This is a genomic window from Parabacteroides sp. KHUB-01 (assembly GCF_056640935.1).
Window position 1 is genome coordinate 2096661 of record NZ_CM153256.1, and the last position, 19575, is coordinate 2116235.

16 protein-coding genes are annotated in these 19575 nt (G+C 38.4%); 10 read left to right on the forward strand and 6 right to left on the reverse strand.

Annotation, left to right across the window (positions count from 1 at the left end):
* Window positions 1-232: 232 nt before the first annotated feature.
* The gene (locus ACYIAR_RS09145; protein WP_480329040.1) at window positions 233-1732 is read right to left on the reverse strand and encodes a potassium/proton antiporter; all 1500 of its coding nucleotides are present in this window, start codon (window positions 1730-1732) and stop codon (window positions 233-235) included.
* Window positions 1733-2136: 404 nt separating this feature from the next.
* Between ACYIAR_RS09145 and ACYIAR_RS09150 the strand changes: the two genes are divergently transcribed.
* From ACYIAR_RS09150 to ACYIAR_RS09170, 5 genes are all read left to right on the forward strand, one after another.
* Window positions 2137-4797, forward strand: a complete 2661-nt coding sequence (locus ACYIAR_RS09150; RefSeq protein WP_480329042.1) for a transglutaminase-like domain-containing protein — start codon at window positions 2137-2139, stop codon at window positions 4795-4797.
* 229 nt (window positions 4798-5026) lie between these two features.
* Complete coding sequence (locus tag ACYIAR_RS09155) at window positions 5027-5908, forward strand: metal ABC transporter solute-binding protein, Zn/Mn family (protein WP_480329044.1); 882 nt, start codon at window positions 5027-5029, stop codon at window positions 5906-5908.
* On the forward strand, window positions 5901-6662 hold the full coding sequence (locus ACYIAR_RS09160) for a metal ABC transporter ATP-binding protein (protein ID WP_480329046.1): 762 nt from the start codon (window positions 5901-5903) through the stop codon (window positions 6660-6662). The genes ACYIAR_RS09155 and ACYIAR_RS09160 overlap by 8 nt, the downstream gene beginning before the upstream one ends.
* A gap of 11 nt (window positions 6663-6673) precedes the next feature.
* Window positions 6674-6892 (forward strand): hypothetical protein, encoded by a 219-nt coding sequence (locus ACYIAR_RS09165; RefSeq protein WP_480329048.1) that lies wholly within the window; start codon window positions 6674-6676, stop codon window positions 6890-6892.
* Window positions 6882-7907: an NAD-dependent epimerase/dehydratase family protein gene (locus ACYIAR_RS09170; protein ID WP_480329050.1), complete on the forward strand. Its 1026-nt coding sequence runs from the start codon at window positions 6882-6884 to the stop codon at window positions 7905-7907. The genes ACYIAR_RS09165 and ACYIAR_RS09170 overlap by 11 nt, the downstream gene beginning before the upstream one ends.
* A 113-nt stretch (window positions 7908-8020) precedes the next feature.
* On the opposite strand, the gene ACYIAR_RS09175 is transcribed toward ACYIAR_RS09170, so the two are convergent.
* From ACYIAR_RS09175 to dusB, 3 genes are all read right to left on the reverse strand, one after another.
* Window positions 8021-8812, reverse strand: coding sequence for a head GIN domain-containing protein (locus tag ACYIAR_RS09175; RefSeq protein WP_480329052.1), 792 nt, complete (start codon window positions 8810-8812; stop codon window positions 8021-8023).
* Window positions 8813-8961: 149 nt separating this feature from the next.
* Window positions 8962-9801 carry a head GIN domain-containing protein gene (locus ACYIAR_RS09180; protein ID WP_480329054.1) on the reverse strand — a complete coding sequence of 280 codons (840 nt, stop codon included), beginning with the start codon at window positions 9799-9801 and terminating at the stop codon, window positions 8962-8964.
* 235 nt (window positions 9802-10036) lie between these two features.
* Window positions 10037-11023: a tRNA dihydrouridine synthase DusB gene (gene dusB / locus ACYIAR_RS09185; RefSeq protein ID WP_480329056.1), complete on the reverse strand. Its 987-nt coding sequence runs from the start codon at window positions 11021-11023 to the stop codon at window positions 10037-10039.
* Between the two features lie 453 nt (window positions 11024-11476).
* Between dusB and ACYIAR_RS09190 the strand changes: the two genes are divergently transcribed.
* Window positions 11477-13810, forward strand: a complete 2334-nt coding sequence (locus ACYIAR_RS09190) for a glycoside hydrolase family 3 N-terminal domain-containing protein (protein ID WP_480329058.1) — start codon at window positions 11477-11479, stop codon at window positions 13808-13810.
* Window positions 13811-13893: 83 nt separating this feature from the next.
* On the opposite strand, the gene ACYIAR_RS09195 is transcribed toward ACYIAR_RS09190, so the two are convergent.
* Window positions 13894-14430 (reverse strand): outer membrane protein, encoded by a 537-nt coding sequence (locus ACYIAR_RS09195; protein WP_480329060.1) that lies wholly within the window; start codon window positions 14428-14430, stop codon window positions 13894-13896.
* Window positions 14431-14581: 151 nt separating this feature from the next.
* Window positions 14582-15691 carry an AraC family transcriptional regulator gene (locus tag ACYIAR_RS09200; RefSeq protein WP_480329062.1) on the reverse strand — a complete coding sequence of 370 codons (1110 nt, stop codon included), beginning with the start codon at window positions 15689-15691 and terminating at the stop codon, window positions 14582-14584.
* Window positions 15692-15802: 111 nt separating this feature from the next.
* Between ACYIAR_RS09200 and dapB the strand changes: the two genes are divergently transcribed.
* The 4 genes from dapB to ACYIAR_RS09220 all read left to right on the forward strand — a co-directional run bounded on the left by dapB (window position 15803) and on the right by ACYIAR_RS09220 (window position 19514).
* On the forward strand, window positions 15803-16519 hold the full coding sequence (gene dapB / locus ACYIAR_RS09205) for a 4-hydroxy-tetrahydrodipicolinate reductase (RefSeq protein WP_480329064.1): 717 nt from the start codon (window positions 15803-15805) through the stop codon (window positions 16517-16519).
* 90 nt (window positions 16520-16609) lie between these two features.
* A complete protein-coding gene (locus ACYIAR_RS09210; RefSeq protein WP_480329066.1) occupies window positions 16610-18010 on the forward strand; it encodes a S26 family signal peptidase in 1401 nt (466 codons plus the stop codon).
* Between the two features lie 5 nt (window positions 18011-18015).
* Complete coding sequence (gene lepB, locus ACYIAR_RS09215) at window positions 18016-18876, forward strand: signal peptidase I (RefSeq protein WP_480329068.1); 861 nt, start codon at window positions 18016-18018, stop codon at window positions 18874-18876.
* Window positions 18877-18890: 14 nt separating this feature from the next.
* On the forward strand, window positions 18891-19514 hold the full coding sequence (locus ACYIAR_RS09220; protein WP_480333611.1) for a WbqC family protein: 624 nt from the start codon (window positions 18891-18893) through the stop codon (window positions 19512-19514).
* The last annotated feature ends 61 nt before the right edge of the window (window positions 19515-19575 follow it).

The window sequence follows — 19575 nt, forward strand, 5'->3', positions numbered from 1 at the left end:
AAGTTAACAAGTTGACGAGGCAACAGGAAACAAGTATTATATTCTTGACTACTTAACTACTTAAATCCTTTATTTAAGAGCATTAATATAATTCCCTTGTCAACTAGTCTCTGAAGCCTTGTCAACTTTCAACATAAGCCTCTTACTAAACCTAAGACTATTTCCACAAAGTTAAGCAGAAAGTAATGTTATGCAATATGTACCGCAAAGCTTTTGTAGTTTTTAGGAATTATCAGTTCTTCTTTAACGTATAATCCTTCACATCAAGAGAATGATAAGCCTGAACGAGCGCCTCATCATTATCCGATATTATGAGCAATATATCGTTTTCCCTCAAAATTGTCTGTCCGCGTGGGATAAAGAAGTTGCCGTCTCTTTTAACCATAGCTGCAAGAGTATGATCCGGAAGATTCAAGTCCATCAGACGGTTTCCGTGCTTAAGTATTTCCGGAGTAAGCACAAGTTCACTCATTGCCGACTTGATATTCTCAGGCAAGTCGAAATTGAACACTTCTTCCTGTTTCGGACTGTCAATCTGGTCAAGCCATTTGGCTGCCAAAGTCACAGTTGTTCCCTGAATCAACAGAGACAATATTGTTATGAAAAACACAATATTAAAGAACAAATGTGCATGTTCCAAACCTTCTATCAGCGGATAAGTGGCAAATATTATTGGCACGGCGCCGCGCAAACCGACCCACGATATATATAATCTTCCTTTAAATGTAAAAATACGAAAAGGAAGAAGACTGAGGAACACACTGATTGGACGGGCAAATATTATCATAAATAATCCAATCAGAATGCTTATTCCGGCAACCGGCAAAAGTTCGTGAGGATTAACCAGCAATCCCAGGGTAAGGAACATTACAATCTGCCAAAGCCATACAAAACCATCGAAGAATGTTCCTATTCTCTTCTTATGCATAACTTTGGAGTTTCCAACCACCAGACCGGCAATGTAAACTGCCAGATAACCATTTCCCTTTGATAAGGTAACAGCTGCAAAAGTCAGGAATGCAATAGTCATTATCAACAACGGATATAAAGATTCGTTGTCGAGATTTATCTTATTAATCAGCCAAACAGCTGCTTTTCCTAAAATATAACCACCCAAAGCACCTATAACAAGCTGCATCACAAGAGATATTGCCGAACTTGCCACATCCATACCTCCAACTTTTATGTAGGAAACAAGAATCAGAGTGAGCATATATGCCATCGGGTCGTTACTTCCACTTTCGAGTTCCAGCGTTGGGCGCAGGCGTTGTTTCAGCAAAACTCCTTTACTTCCCAATATCGAGAATACAGAAGCCGAATCTGTTGATGACATTATCGCAGCAAGGAGCAAGGATTCGGGATACGACAAAGTGACGTATTTATCCATCAACTGACATAACTGATATATGAATGTTCCGGTAATAAACGTAGTAAGAAGCACACCAACAGTGGCAAGGACTATTCCCTGCGGAGCAATTGGCTTGATATCCTTTATCTTGGTATCCATACCACCAGAGAAAAGAATCATCGTAAGGGCTAGCATTCCTATGAATTGCGTCAAGCCGGGATTGTTATACTGTATGCCAAGACCGTCACTTCCGAAAAGCATTCCAACACCAAGGAACAGCAACAATGCCGGAAGACCAAACCTGTATCCTGCCTTTGTTATTAAAATACTAACCATAAAAATCGCCGATGCTATCAGCAATATTCCTTCAGCACTATGAATCATATCTTTTACTCAGATTTAATCATTCTATTATGTTATGATAACACTTAAAACTCTTATAATGTTCAAGAAGATATATTTAATTTCCTGTGAAGTCCCTATTTAAGTTCAAAACTAAGACTTAGTTTATAGAAACTCAGCTTTAGTTTTTATAAACTGAATCTTAATTCTTAAAAACTAAGTCTTAGTTTTAAGAATATAATTAATATTATCAGGTTTATCCGGCTGTTTTATTTAAAAGTTATCAAGGCTTCAGAGATAAGTTAACAAAGAAGCAACAACTTCTACCAACTTGTTTTTCTGTCAACTCATTTATGAGGACTTTAAAAGATAAGCTATTAATCACCAAACATTTATTTGCATATCACACAATAAATAGCTAATTTTGTGTGCACTAATTAAATATTATGAACAAAAAACATCTAATTACCTTTTTGCTCTCTTTGTTTATTCTGACAAGTTGCAGCAAACCAGCACATTTTATTACAGACGAGACTTATCGGGCTGAAGTGGAAAATGATTTTCAAGCCAAACAAAAAGAATTGCCTAACGGTGATTTGTTTGCAGTGTTTAACTCTGAAATGACTCCTGAGGAAAAAGAAGCATTGACATTCCTTTATGCTTATATGCCAATCGGAGATATTACTGACTACAGCGGAGAATTTTATTTGAAGAATATCCGTTCTTCTTTCCAGGCAAGAGAAGAAATGCCTTGGGGAAAAGACATTCCTGAAGATATTTTCCGTCATTTCGTATTGCCTGTCCGTATCAACAACGAAAATCTTGACGAAAGCCGTATGGTTTTCTTCGACGAACTGAAAGACAGAGTGAAAGGTTTGTCACTATATGATGCGGTTCTTGAAGTGAACCACTGGTGTCACGAGAAAGTAATCTACACACCTTCTGACGCACGAACAAGCTCTCCGCTTGCTTCCGTAAAAACAGCTTATGGACGTTGTGGCGAGGAATCAACTTTCACAGTTGCAGCTTTGCGTTCGGTTGGTATTCCTGCTCGCCAAGTTTACACTCCGCGTTGGGCTCACACCGACGACAATCACGCTTGGGTTGAAGCATGGGTTGGCGGAAAATGGTATTTCCTTGGAGCTTGCGAGCCGGAGCCTGTCTTGAATATGGGATGGTTCAACGGTCCTGCATACCGAAGCATGCTTATGCATACAAAAGTGTTCGGTAAATATTACGGTCCGGAAGATGTGATGGAACGCACAAAAGGTTATACTGAAATCAATGTTATCGACAATTACGCTCCATCTGCAAAGGCTAGCGTTAAAGTTACAGATGCCGAAGGTGCTGCTGTTGAAGGTGCATTGGTGGAATTCAAGATTTATAACTATGCTGAATTCTATTCTGTTGCAAGAAAAACAACTGATGCAGAAGGCGTATGTACTATGACTGCCGGTAAAGGTGATATGCTTGTTTGGGTTAGTAAGGACGGAAAATTCGGCTACGGAAAAATTTCGTTCGGCAAAGATGAACAAATAACTATAGCACTTGACAAAACAGGTGGAAATATGGAAGCAGTTGAGCTTGATATAGTTCCTCCAGTTGACGGAACAATCCCTGTTGAAGTTACAGACGAACAGAAAGAAAAGAACGCAATAAGATTGCATCAGGAAGATTCAATCCGCAACAAATATGTAGCTACATTCTACACAGAAGAGAAAGCTGCGGCTTTGGCTAAAGAACTTAACACAGACGAAGCCAAAACTAAAGAATACATGATTGCCAGCCGCGGAAACTGGATGGAACTGGAAAAATTCCTTCGTGAAACACCTGCTGAAAAGCGCAATCTTGCCATGGAACTTCTTGGCGTTGTTTCTGCAAAAGATTTGCGTGACACTCCGGCTTCTGTTTTTGCAGACCATCTGAACAATACTCCGGTTGTTGATTCTGAATTGTTCGTTGAATATGTATTGAATCCTCGTGTAAGCAACGAATTCCTTACTCCATATAAAGGCTTTGCATTGAACAATATTGATGAAGAAACTAGAAAAGCTGTTCAGGAAAACCCAGCAGAGGAGCTGGTTAATTGGGTAAAACAGAATATTACAATCAAGGAAGATTTGAATCCTCAGCATATAGCTATTATGCCTATGGGCGTTTGGAAATCACGCGTAGCTGACAAGCATTCACGCGATATTTTCTTTGTTGCTGCAGCCCGTAGCTTTGGTATTCCGGCACGTATCGAACCGGTTGCGAAGAAAGTGCAGTATTATCAGAACGGATGGGTTGATGTAGATTTCGAAGCTGCCGTTCAGAGTAATGCTAAGCAAGGTAAAGTTGTAGCTTCATACGCTCCTATCAAGGCTTTGCAAGACCCTAAATATTACAGCCACTTTACTATTGCCAAACTTCTTGACAACGGTAAACTTCAGACTTTAGATTTCGAAAGTGCAAACGGCGCTGATATGGGAGCCGGAAACACTTGGAGCGCATTGTTGAAGAATCCGTTGACACTTGATGAAGGTAATTATGTTCTTGTTACAGGAACTCGTATGGCAAACGGAAGTGTATTGTCTGAAATTTCATTCTTCTCTGTTGAAGCAGGAAAGACAACTCAGATAAAACTTGAAATGCGCGAAAATCTTGACGAAGTGCAGGTTATCGGTAATTTCAACTCTGAAAACAAGTTCAAACCGGTTAACGGCGACAGCGAAACAAGTATCCTTGCAACAACAGGACGCGGCTATTTCGTGGTAGCAATTCTTGGCGCACGTCAGGAACCGACAAACCACGCTATGCGTGACATCGCAGCCGTAAAAGCAGAGCTTGAAGAATGGGGACGCGGACTGGTTCTTCTTTTCCCTAACGAAAAAGGATGGAACAGTTTCGACCCGAAAGAATTCGGAGAATTGCCTAGCACAATCACTTATGGTATCGATGTTGACAATAAGATTCAGAATGAAATTGCTTCAGCTATGAAACTGGCTAATGCAAACAATCTTCCAATCTTTATTATCGCAGATACTTTCAACCGCGTTGTTTTCGTTTCTCAAGGTTATACAATTGGCTTGGGCGAGCAGATGATGAAGGTTATTCATAAGTTGTAATTATTCTTATATCTAACAGATATATAATCAAAGCAGTATATCTTGATGCATATAAAACATCATGATATACTGCTTTTTATTTTGGTTGCCTTTTGTTATCGTTTCATAAGATAGGATACGGCTCGGGATAACAAAATCAAAAACAAGTTTTTTATTTTGCTCTCCACTCGCCTTTCACTATCTTTGCCTTCCGCATAAATGAGATAATACATCTGATTAAGGAATAAATATGAGAAACTTAATACTTTTAATAATTGCAGGCTTTTGCATTCTGTTTTCTTCGTGCAAAGGAAAAGATGCGCAACAGGGAAACAGCAATGTTATTTCCGTAACAATTGACCCTCAGAGATATGTTGTGGAGAAAATAGCCGGAGATAAATTCAAGGTAAATTGCGTTGTTCCTTTCGGCCAAAGTCCGGAATCGTATGACCCGACTCCACAGGAAATGATAAATATCAGTCGCAGCAAGGCTTATTTCAGAATTGGAGAAATCGGTTTTGAACAGGCTTGGATGAAATCTATTTCCGAGCAGAATCCGTCAATGCCTGTTTATGATTTGTCAAAGGGAATAAATCTTGTAAAGATGGATGCACATCATCATCATGACGGTGAATGCGAGCATCATCATGGCTCTAATGACCCGCATATTTGGACTTCGGTAAAGAATATGGAAGTTATTGCGCGTAATGTTCTGGATGCTGTGATTGAACTCGACAAGGAAAATGAAGAGTATTACAGAAACAATTATGAAGTATTTGCCAACGAACTTGAAAATACTGAGGCTGAAATAGATTCTCTACTGGTTCCGATGAAGGGCAAAGCCTTTATCATATATCATCCAACTCTTACATATCTGGCTGCTGATTATGGAATGACTCAATTGTGCATTGAAATAGACGGAAAAGAGCCTTCGCCTGCACAATTGAAAGAGTTGGTAGACACAGCTCGCAAGAACAATGTAAAAATTGTTTTCATTCAGAAAGAATTCGACCAAAAGAATGCTTCCTTGATTGCCAAAGAAACTGGCTGCAAACTTGTGTCTATAAATCCTTTGGATTACGACTGGACAAAGGAAATGAAAGAAATTGCTAAAGCATTGGCTAATGAATAAGCTTATCAACATAGATAATATCGTTGCCGGATATGACAATAAAATCGTCCTGCACGACGTTTCGCTCGATATTTGGGAGAATGATTTCTTAGGCATAATCGGACCAAACGGAGGAGGAAAGACAACTTTACTGAAAATCATCCTCGGTTTGCTTAAGCCTAAATCCGGTTCTGTGCGCTATTTCGACGGAGAGAAAGAAGTGTCATCCCTCAAAATAGGTTATTTGCCTCAGATGAATAAGATAGACAAGAAATTTCCTATTTCGGTAAGGGAAGTTGTATTGTCCGGACTGATGGCAGAGAAGCCCCGCTTCCGTGATTTCACTGCAGAGCAGAAACAGCGAGCAGAGGAAGTTATTGCCCAAATGGGACTTCAGGAGCTGGCAAAACGTGCGATAGGCGATTTGTCCGGCGGTCAGCTTCAACGTGTGTTGCTCGGACGTTCTATGGTTTCGCACCCGAAGGTTCTTATTCTTGACGAACCGAACTCTTATGTGGACAAACGATTTGAATCTCATTTCTATAATCTGCTGGAAGAGATAAGCAAAGAAAGTTCCATCATTCTGGTATCTCACGATATAGGAACTGTTCTTTCAATGGTGAAGAATATAGCCTGTGTAAACGAGACATTGCATTATCACTCAGGTGCCGACATTTCGGCTGAATGGCTTGAGAACAAATATGCTTGCCCGATTGAGCTTGTTGGCCACGGTGATTTGCCTCATAGAGTTCTGAAAAATCATATTCATAAATAAATCTGTGCGTTATGGTTCTTTCATCTGTTTTAGCTTTAATTGGACTGCCCGAGCTTGGCTTTATTATAGGAGTTGCCGTTGTGATATTCGGATGCACAGCAGTAATGCAGAATCCGTTTATAAGCACGGGGCAAAAGATATTATGGATATTAACTATTCTGGTTCTTAACTGGATTGGTTTGCTATGGTATTATTACACATATTATATTAGGAACAACAATGAAGACTGACGGACAGAAGAAAATACTTATAACCGGAGCAAGTGGTTTCATCGGTGGATTTCTGGTTAAAGAAGCACTGAACAGAGGATATGAAGTCTGGGCAGGAGTTCGCGCAGGAAGTAATCTTTCGAATCTCAATGATAAAAGAATAAAATTCATCGACTTGCCTTATAAAGATGAAGGTAAGCTAAAGGAAACCATAGAAAGATTTGCTGAGTCAAACGGCAAATGGGATTATGTGATACACAATGCCGGACTTACAAAAACAACAAACAAACAGCTCTTCTTTGAAGTAAATGCCGAAAACACCAGACGTTTCCTTTCTGCCTTATCCGGCGAGAATTGCCGTCCGGAGAAGTTTCTTCTGATGAGCAGTCTGAGTAGTTTCGGTGCCGGAGACGAGAAGAATTACACACCGCTACGCCTTACAGATGAACAACGGCCGGACACAACATACGGACAGAGCAAACTGAAAGCTGAAAACTACGTTCGCAATAATGGCAACTTTCCATACATTATTCTCCGCCCAACCGGAGTTTACGGACCTGGCGAGAAAGATTATTTCATGGAAATAAAGGCTGTCAACAGCGGAGTGGATTTTGCTGTTGGTTCAATTCCTCAGAGAATTACATTCATTTATGTAAAAGACTTGGCTCGCGTTGCCTTCCTTGCTCTTGAAAAAGAAGAAATAATAAATAAGGAATATTTTGTTGCCGACGGCGATGTTCATACGGACGAATCTTTCGCCAAGCTGATTCAGGAAATATTAGGTAAGAAATTCGTCTTTCATGCACGCATTCCTCTCCCACTTGTTCATACTGCATGCATAATTTCAGAAAACATTGGGAAGTTAATGAATAAAAGCATGACTCTGAACACTGACAAATATATAATCCTTAAACAGCGAAACTGGATTTGCGACACCGAACCTTTACACAAAGACTTAGGTTTCGTTGCCGAATATCCTTTACGACGCGGATTAGAAGAAGCTATTGAATGGTATAAGGAGAAAGGGTGGATTTGAGAACAGGAGTTAATAAATCAAGAATATATTAAAACAAACAAGGCTCCAGATACAACCTCACCACTTGTATCTGAAGCCTTGTTTCTTTACCATTGATGTGAAACTTCAATGGTTTATTCCTTTACTTCCTGAATTGTTCCCTTACCAATGATGCGTTGCTCAACAGTAACCGGACCTTTATATCTGATATTTCCTTTACCAACAAGGTTTGCTTTCAGCATTTCTTTAGGATTGATTTCCACTGTTCCGCTTCCGGCAACTTTACAGTCGATAGTTTTTACTGCAACACCAAATGCATGAATATCACCACTGCTTAGAACTGTGAATTCACCTTTATTGGCAGTTCCGTTTTTCAATCTCATTGAACCGGAACCGTCCATATCACATTCAAGGCGGTCCACTTTCATATCTTCAACAACAATATTCGCACTGTTTGTAACATTCAAGTCAAATACTCCAACTTCAATCGGTTTCATAAACTGAATCAAGCTGTTGTCTGCGCCTTTAACCTTAAGTTCATCACCTGTGATACTTGACTTTGTCATGAAATTTGCATTTCCTGCAGCCTTAACTTCCTTAAGCCACTTTGAATTTGCCTTAACAACGAACTTTGTAAGCTGATTAACTTTAACCTTTTTATTGAAGCGTATTTTAAGTTCTCTGTCTGTTGTCTCAACATCAAGATACTGGTGCAAGTTGTCATCCAGAGTTATTTCCAATTTAGCACTTTCTTCGGATTGCACATAACTGAAATCCATAACACCGTCGATGTTCACTTTATTAAAATCGTCGATATTCAAAGTAACAGTCGTTGGTTTTCCATTACCTTTCACATAGTCAGCAGCCTGTCCTGCATTAAGCAAACCAAACAGGAAGGCAATTAAAAGTAGTCCTTTCGCTTTCATTTTATTGATAGTTTAGTTTAGGCTTTCTCTTCGGAAAGCAATTATATTCATAACGGCAAATGTAATAAATTATTTTATTAAAGTTGACAAGGTTATTTCTGTTCTTATAACCTTGTCAACTCGTCAATTTGCTTTCTTGTAAACTTAAATCATTTCACTTTATGAACATCGCCACCGCCAGAAGTAGAACTTTCGACTTCCGGATTTCCTTTATAATAAATGTCACCACCGCCGGAAGCTGACGCATTCAACTTCTTGCTAGCATAAACCTTTATATCGCCGCCACCGCTAACTTTTGCTGTAACTTCTTCAGCAATAAGTTCATCAGCATCGAGGTCACCGCCGCCGCTTACTTTAAATTCGGCATATTTGGCTTCGCCCTTAATATCAGCATCACCGCCGCCACTTACTTTAGCTACAATACTTCCACATGAAAGATTCTTAATATCCAAATCACCACCGCCACTTATGTTGAAGTTTGCATCCTTAACTGAGATTAAGTCTTCTGAGTCAAAATCACCTCCACCGCTAATATTAACACTCAAAGATGGAGAATTGAATTTTCCTTCTATTTCAAACTCACTTCCGCCACCAACATTGACCTTGCTCAATGATGTTGATGATGCATATATCTTTATTTCCGTTGGATAAACTTCAATATCCTTATCTGTTGAGATACTCAGCACTCCACTTTGAACCTTAACATTGATATATGGAATAATATTCTCGTCAGTTCTCAACTTCAAACTGGCTTCAGAACTTTGTCTGTATATCAACTTTGGAGAATTTGTGTAGTTTCCCCTCATCGAGAATAATTTTGAGAATGAGAAAGTTGATATATTTCCAAGATTCACTTCATTAAAATTGCTCAAGTGAATAGTCTTTGTTGTTATTTTACCATTCCCTTTTATTCCTTTCGCCATTAACGATGTTGCAAAAGTAAAGCTGAACGCCATAACTGCGACCAATGCTAAAATTCGTGTTTTCATATTCTTTATTTTTTAAGTTTAATAATCATATCGGATAAAAGTTGACAAAGCTTCAGATACAAGTTGATAACCTTGTCAAATCATTAACTTGTTTCTTGTCCTCTTTAATACTATAGACGAAGCAACAGAAAATATGTTACACGATTGATGGTTTTTTATTACAAAAAAAGAGTTGAAGGTTTGTTCCGGCAATGCAGAAACCTTCAACTCTCCCACTCGTAAGAACGGCAAATATTTATTCTACCGGAAATTTCTCCGGAATACTGTCCATAATTTCAAACAACTCACTGACAGTTTCAGCCCTCAGCATAGCAACTCTTGTTGCCTTGAAGTCCGGAATACCTTTGAACAAAGGTGTTGCTGCAAGATGACGGCGGATATGAAGAATGCCTCGGCGCTCGTCGAGACGCTCAACACTTTGTGTCACCTGCTTTTTCAGAATATCCAGATACCAGGCAAATGGTTCATTAGGAAGATTCTCGCCTGTCTGAAGATAATGCTTAATCTCACGGAAAATCCATGGTCGGCCAATAGTTGCGCGACCTATCATAACTCCGTCAACGCCATAGTCGTCGAATCTCTGCTTGCATATCTCGGCTGAAGTCACATCTCCGTTACCAATAATAGGAATATGCATACGAGGATTATTCTTTACGGCACCAATCAGAGTCCAGTCGGCTTCTCCGGTATACATCTGCGCTCTGGTTCGTCCGTGAATCGACAACGCTGCGATACCGCAATCCTGAAGCTGCTCGGCAAGCTCAACAATTATTTTATTGTCGGCATCCCATCCAAGGCGTGTTTTTACGGTCACGGGAATATTTACTGCCTTTACCACCTCACGTGTGATATCAAGCATCAGCGGGATGTTGCGCAACATTCCGGCTCCAGCTCCTTTTCCGGCAACCCTTTTCACCGGGCAACCGAAATTTATGTCCAAAATATCCGGACGAGCTTCTTCGCAAATCTTTGCAGCCTCAACCATTGACTCCACATCGCGACCGTAAATCTGTATGGCAACAGGGCGCTCTTCTTCGCTAACTTTCAGCTTCTGCTGCGTTTTGTTCACACTTCGGATAAGAGCATCGCTCGAAACAAACTCCGTATATACCATATCAGCTCCGAACTGCTTGCACATCAGGCGGAATGCAATATCGGTCACATCCTCCATAGGAGCGAGGAAAATGGGGCGTTCACCTAGTTCTATGTTTCCTATCTTCATTTTAATTCTGTTCTTGATGCAAAGATACTTGTAAAATATGACGTATCAGTTTGAGAAAAGATAAAATATGGAGAGCAATTGGACTATACACTGTATATCAACAACTTGCATTTTCAGAGATTTTTCACAGCCTGAAAAACTTTTTTCATAATATATGGAACAAAAATTTCACAATATATGAAAAATAATTTTCATAATATATGGAAAAAGTTTTCCACAATATATGGAATTCCGTGACAATTGTAATAAAAGCTCAATATGTTTTATCTTGTCAACTTATCAACTCGTTAACTTAAACTTGGATGCTTTATTCTTGAAAATTGATTAATGATAAGAAATTAAAGAAATCGAATAACTGTTTTGCATACACAAATAGATTATACGTATATTGCGACGGAATTTGAATTTAGAAGGTTGACAAAACAAACAAAAAACCATATTTATAAATAAATCATGAAAAAAACATTTATTTCATTGCTAACATTGTTGGCTTTTGTGGGTAATAGTTTTGCCCAAAAAGTTAAGCCGGCAATTCCTTCTGATCCAGTTATTGAAGAAAAAATCGAACAATGGATCAATAAAATGACTCTCGATGAAAAAATCGGTCAGATGTGCGAAATCACTGTTGATGTAATCACAGACTTCAGCAGTCCTAATGCTTTTAAAATCAGTGAGACAAAACTGGATACTGTAATCGGTCAATATAAAGTCGGTTCAATCCTTAATGTTCCTCTGAGTGTTGCTCAGAAAAAAGAAGTATGGGCCGAAGCTATCCGACAGATTCAGGAAAAATCAATGAAGGAAATTGGTATTCCTTGTATTTATGGTGTAGACCAGATTCACGGAACAACTTATACTCTTGACGGTACATTGTTCCCACAGGGAAACAACATGGGTGCTACATTTAACCGTGATTTGGTGAAACGCTCAGCTGAAATTTCTGCTTATGAAACAAAAGCAGGATGTATTCCTTGGAGTTATGCTCCGGTTGTGGACCTTGGCCGTGACCCACGCTGGCCACGTATGTGGGAAAACTTCGGTGAAGACTGCTACGTAAATGCCGAAATGGGTGTTGCTGCTGTGAAAGGTATGCAGGGCGAAGATCCAAACCACATTGGCGAATATAATGTTGCTACAAGTATGAAGCACTATATGGGTTATGGTGTTCCTGTCACAGGTAAGGACCGTACTCCATCTGCTATTTCAGACATCGATATGCGTGAGAAACATTTCGCTCCGTTCCTTGCAGCAGTTCGTGCCGGTGCTTTGACAGTGATGGTTAACTCTGCTGTTAACAATGGTGTTCCTTTCCATGCTAACAAGAAATTCCTTACTGGCTGGTTGAAAGAAGAGCTTAACTGGGACGGTATGATTGTTACTGACTGGGCAGATATCAACAACCTTTGCACTCGCGACCACATCGCAGCAACAAAGAAAGAGGCTATCAAGATTGCTATCAATGCCGGTATTGATATGTCAATGGTTCCTTATGAAGTAAGTTTCTGTACTTATTTGAAAGAACTCGTCAACGAAGGCGAAGTTCCAATGAGCCGTATCGACGACGCAGTTCGCCGTGTTCTTCGTTTGAAATACCGTTTGGGATTATTTGAAAATCCTTATTGGGACATAAAGAAATATGACAAATTCGGTTCTGCAGAATTTGCCAAAGTAGCATTAAAAGCTGCTGAAGAATCAGAAGTTCTTTTAAAGAACGAAGACAATATCCTTCCGATTGCAAAAGGTAAGAAAATCCTTCTTGCTGGTCCTAACGCAAACTCTATGCGTTGTCTGAACGGTGGTTGGTCTTATTCATGGCAGGGCGACAAAGCTGATATGCACGCACAGGCTTATAACACTATCTATGAAGCTTTGTCAAACAAATATGGCAAGGAAAACGTAATCTACGAACCGGGTGTGACTTACAACACTTCAAACGGTTTCGCATGGTGGGCTGAAAACGAACCAAATATCGAAGCTGCTGTGAAGGCTGCTGCAAATGTTGACGTAATCGTTGCTTGCGTTGGTGAAAACTCTTACTGCGAAACACCTGGTAACCTTACAGACCTTAATCTTTCTTCAAATCAGAAAGAATTGGTAAAAGCTTTGGCTGCAACAGGTAAACCTCTTGTTTTGGTATTGAATGAAGGTCGTCCACGTATCATCAACGAAATTGAACCTTTGGCAAAAGCTGTTATCCACATCATGTTGCCAGGTAACTATGGTGCTGATGCTCTTGCAAATCTTATGTCGGGCGAAACAAACTTCAGCGGAAAACTTCCGTTCACTTACCCACGTTTGATTAACTCTTTGGCTACATACGACTATAAACCATGTGAAAACATGGGTCAGATGGCTGGTAACTACAACTATGATGCTGTGATGGATGTTCAGTGGCCTTTCGGTTATGGATTGAGCTATACTACATATAAATATAGCAACTTCAAGGTTGACCGCAGCTCATTCACTGCCGACGATGTTCTTACATTCACAGTTGACGTAACAAACACTGGAAAAGTGGCAGGAAAAGAAAGCGTATTGCTATTCTCAAGCGACTTGGTTGCAAGTATTTCACCGGACAACAAACGCTTACGTAACTTCCAGAAAGTTGAGCTTCAGCCGGGCGAAACCAAGACAGTCACATTGAAACTTAACGGTAGTGACTTGGCATTCGTCGGTTATGATGGTAAATGGATTCTTGAAAAAGGAGATTTCTCAATCTCATGCGGAACAGAGAAATTACCACTGAAGTGTACAACAACTAAAGTTTGGGAAACACCTAACAGATAACCAATAATAGATATACAAACAAAAAGTTCCGGCCGTATCTTTAGAGATATTGACCGGAACTTTTTATTTATAAGATTATCTTTTTAGAAATGATATCCAACTCCGATTGAAATAAGATTTTGTCCTAAATCTGAGCTTAATCTGCGTTTATATTCAAAGTTTGCAGAAATATTATCAGTAAACATATATTCCACACCAGCTCCTAAGTTAAAAGCAAAACGTGTGATACTGGTATTTGAACCTTCAATGTAATCTCCAAAATCTTCACCTAAAATATCGTCATATGCACCATCAAAATCAAAACTTGCGCCAGCCACTCCAATTCCAGCGATTGGATAAATATGTAAATTTTCAATTACATTGAAAAGCCAGTGAAAATTAACTCCTAAATCCCAAACAGATGTATAATCCTTCTTGAAATAATAATTTACATTTGGTTCCATTCGCAAATGGTCTATAATATTATATTGATACTTTACACCAATACCAACTGTAGACCAACCATCTTCAAAAGCAGGAGTAATATTAACACCTATTGCCATATCTCCTTTTTCGGTCTGAGCTTGCATACTTCCAGCTGCAAAAATGGCAATCATGACCAATAACAATAATTTTTTCATAATATTTTATTTAAGAATTCAGTAAAGGCAAAATTATAATAAAACGACATTAATACAACAGCAAACAGTAAATAAAAGATTCCAATAAGACTCATTTCGAAGAAATGAGACACATTTTACAATCTAGCTATAACAATTTAATACCTAAAGTCTATAAATTTCCATCACTCTTATTAAAATAGTTCAAAGGAGAAACTCCATATCGCTTTGTAAAATGACGGTAGAAAATTGCCCTGGAGTTAAATCCTGATGAAAACATCAGTTCTTTAACATTCTTATCCGGATTGTTTTCCAGTTGCTCCTTGAAATAATCGAGTCTCAAATCGCAAATATACTCCTTGAAACTTGTATATCCGGCGCTTTTTATAGCATCAGAAACAACAGATTCTTTCTCTTTTATCCTCTGAGACAAATCTTTCAGACAAAAATCCTTATCCGTAAAAGATTTCTCTTCCTTTAGCGTATTGTCGATTAATGTAAATAAAGGAGAAACATATTCTTCATTGCTTAAATCATAGTTGTTTATATTGATATCCTTTATTTCCAATTTTTCTAATTTATATATTGAAAAAGGATTTTCCGACACCATATAGGCGACAGAAAATGTCAAGGTAAAAACTATTGCTGTTGCTCCGAACAGATTGAAAATAAATTCATTTAAATATAATGTAAACAGTATATATATTGCCAGAAAAACAAACATATAAGTATAGAACAAATACATCATTCCGTTAATCTTACGATAATAATATTTTCGTGTAAAAGGATATATTGTCAATAACAAAGGAGTTATAATCGTCATAAAAAATATAAACAATCGTACTCTAACATCAAGCATATCCAATTTAGTAAATATATCTGCTACAGAAGAGACCTCGGTAATATATCCGTTAAAGCAATAATAGCACAATCCTATGGTTATAACTATTATAGGGAATAAAAGAAATGACTGAATTTTTACGGGAGTAAGAAAACCTGGGCGCAAAGATGCTATGGGAAAAAGGCAGACTATACTGGCTGGCATATACCATTTCAACATTTTCTCTATACTCAGCAATTCCATAAAACGGAAAGAAGGGTTATCAGAAACTTCTATCATCCATCCTATGTTTTCCCACATAAATACCAAACCTATAAAAGCGGATATAAATCCCCAATACTTCTTTTGATAATTATCCTTTGACTGGAATATAATAATACCACCTATTATAACAGTAAGTAGATCTAAAGCCAATTCAACCGATAAGTAAATAATTCCCATAAAATATTAATTTATATATTTCAACAGACAAATATAGTGAATTTTAGAGTACTGTTCTTTCCAATGTTTTTTGTAGTTTTGTGCTATTAATAGCAAATAATTATATTATCTATGAAAATTGCACTTATTGGTTATGGCAAGATGGGTAAAACCATCGAACAAATAGCGTTGAGCAGAGGACATGAAATTGTTTCAATCATTGACGTAAACAATCCTGAAGACTTTGAATCGGAAGCATTCCGCAGCGCAGACGTTGCAATCGAATTTACTACTCCGGCTACAGCATTCAACAACTATATGAAGTGTTTTGCAGCAAATGTGCCTGTTGTATCTGGTACAACTGGATGGTTGGACAGAATAGGAGAAATAAAGTCTATGTGTGAAAACGAAGGAAAAACTTTCTTCTATGCTTCAAACTTCAGTATCGGTGTCAATATTTTCTTTGCTATGAATAAGTATCTGGCAAAGATTATGAATAACTTCCCTGCATATGATGTAAAAATGACAGAAGTACATCATATCCATAAATTGGATGCACCGAGCGGAACAGCTATTACATTGGCTGAAGGCATCATTGAAAATATCGACAGAAAAGACCGCTGGACTTTGGAAACAGCTGAAAAAGCAACAGACCTTCCTATCCATGCTATCCGTGAAGGAGAAGTTCCCGGTATTCATGAAATAATTTATGAATCAGAAGTTGATACAATCAGTATCAAACATGATGCAAAAAGCCGTGCAGGATTTGCATTGGGAGCTGTTGTTGCTGCTGAGTTTACTGCCGGTAAAAAAGGATTTTTGGGTATGAATGATTTGTTTCATTTCTAAAATGATTCAAGTTTCGCAAGCTTAACTTGTTACCTTTTAAGTTGAACAACTTGCGAAACTTAAATAAAATAATACTTCTATATTAGAATTATGAAGAGTTTTAGCAAAAAACAATGGATTAAGTTTGGCATAGCCGCATTCCTTTATGCATTGTTCTGTTTATGGATGCAGAACGGGTGGCTATTGCTTGGCGAAATTGTTCTGGTTGATATTTATCTCACCAAATTTATACCTTGGGGAGCATGGAAAAAGTCAACCAATCCGACCATACAGTCAATATTAAGCTGGGTTGATGATATAGTTTTTGCCTTGGTTGCAGTCTATTTCATCAATATTTTCCTTTTCCAGAACTATCAGATACCAAGTTCATCATTGGAGAAATCATTGTTGGTGGGTGATTATTTGTTCGTCAGCAAATTAAGCTACGGACCAAGAGTACCGAATACTCCGATTTCATTTCCTTTGGTGCAGAACACATTGCCGATACTTAATTGCAAATCATATACCGATTGGCCGGAATGGGGTTATAAAAGAGTAAAAGGTTTGGGTGAAGTCAAACGTAACGACATCGTAGTGTTCAACTTCCCTGCCGGAGATACAATTGCCTTGCTCCAGCAGAATCCGGACTATTATACTTTGGTTGCACAATATGGCCGCGAAGCTATCCATCTGAACAAAGCTACTTTTGGAGAAGTTATGTATCGTCCGGTGGATAAACGTGAGAACTATGTGAAACGCTGTATCGGTATGCCGGGCGATTCATTAAGTATCCGCGATAATCAGGTTTATATTAATGGCAAAGCTGCTGAAAATCCGGAAAACATGCAGTTCAATTATTATATTGAAACAGACGGAACAATGTTTAATGAAGAGCAGTTCAGTCTGATGGATGTCAGCAAGGACGACAGAGGATTGCTTGGCGGTGGTAACGGATACGGTCAGGATTTGCTAGCTTATCTTGGTTTCCAAGCTAATGCCAACGGACAATACAATCCTGTCTACAGAATGCCTCTTACAAATAAAGCTTTGGCAATAGCGAAGAAATTCGCCTTTGTAAAGAAAATAGTCATCGAACCGGATGCTATCGGTGGTACAACTTATCCGGTTGACTACAAAACCGGTTGGACTCGCGACAATTACGGTCCAATCTGGATTCCGAAAAAAGGAGCTACAATTAAGCTTGATGAAAAGAACCTTGCTCTTTATCACCGTTGTATAAAGAATTACGAAAACAACAAGCTGGAAGTTAAAGACGGAAAGATTTACATTAATGATCAGCCGTCAACAGAATATACATTCAAATATGATTATTACTGGATGATGGGCGACAACCGTCATAACAGTGCGGATAGCCGTTCATGGGGATTTGTTCCTGAAGATCATATTGTTGGTAAGCCTATCATGATATGGCTTTCACTTGACAAAGACCATAGCTTGTTCGACAGTGGAATCAGATGGGAACGTATTTTCCGCTGGGTTCATAAAGATTGAGCTTTATGGGATTTAAGCAAAAAATAAAATCAGTGTTCCGATTTGTCGGGACACTGATTGTTATAATATCCGTAGTATTCATTGTTCGCAAATGGGTTGTAGAATCATATAATGTTTCCACGTCTTCAATGGAAACAGCTTTATACGAAGGAGATTATATACTGGTCAACAAACTATTGGACCTTTTCCCTCCAAAGCAGAATGATGTTATGTTATTTACAAGCCCTTTACTGCAAGATACTGTATATAACCCTCTTTTATTAAGCAGATGTATTGGTATGCCAGGTGATACAGTCCGGATAACATCAGAAGGTTATTATATAAACGGACAGGCATTTCCCCGTTCACCAAGAGCCTTGAATACTTATTTTGTTGCATTAAGTATAAAAGACTACTTTCTTCAGCAAGCCAAACAAATGAAAATTCCTGTCAGAGACTTGAAAAACGAAGCATTCGGCATTACGATAAGTCTTACAACTTTTGAGGAATATAAATTAAGGGAAGAATTCACAGAAGAAATAAATACAAGATTTGTTTGCAGGAAAATTGATCCCTATGAATTAGTTATACCTCAGAAGGACAGAGCATACAGACTTAGTGAATATAATATTACGGCATGCCGCGAAGCTATCTTGCGGGAAACAAACGGAGCTGCCGAATTCCGAGATGGCAAGCTTTATCTGGACGGAAGAGAAACTTCATTCTTTTTCTTTCATCAGAACTATTACTGGTTTTTGTCTGACAATATAAACGAGGCAATAGACTCAAGACATTTGGGAATGATTCCTGAGAATCATCTGATTGGAAAAGCTTTTTTCTGCTGGCTAAGCAAAGATAAGCAGCAGATGATGAAAAGAATAAAATAACAAATAATTGGCAAATCAGAATGGTACATATTTCAACAGCTTATTTAGGTCCTGTTCAGCAATATTGTAAGATGATACAATATCCGGAAATATTTCTGGAAACACAGGAAAACTTCTTGAAACAGACTTATCGTAACCGCTGTATCATTGCAACGGCAAATGGACCATTGGCATTATCAATTCCCGTAGTGAAACCGGATACATTGAAATGCATCATTAAAGATATGAAAATATCTGACCACGGAAATTGGCGTAAGCTTCATTGGAATGCTTTGGTTTCAGCGTACAGAATGAGTCCTTTCTTTGAATATTACGAGGACGATTTTGCTCCTTTTTATGAAAAGAAATACGAATATCTGTTGGATTTCAACGAGAATCTTCGGGAACTGATATGTAATCTGATTGATATAAATCCTCGAGTTATACTCACTGAAGAATATATCCCAAATACGGAGAATGATTTCAGGGAAGTAATACGTCCGAAACACGAAGAGGAAGATCCGTCATTTATGCCTGTTCCATATTATCAGGTGTTCCGTGAAAAATTCGGATTCATTCCAAACTTGAGTATTGTTGATTTGCTATTTAATATGGGACCAGAAAGTGTGATTGTATTAAATAAATGCATTATAAAATAACAGGAGATTATTTGCGGGAATCGTGATTGCGGTTCTCGCAGTTTCCATTCAATAAATTTAC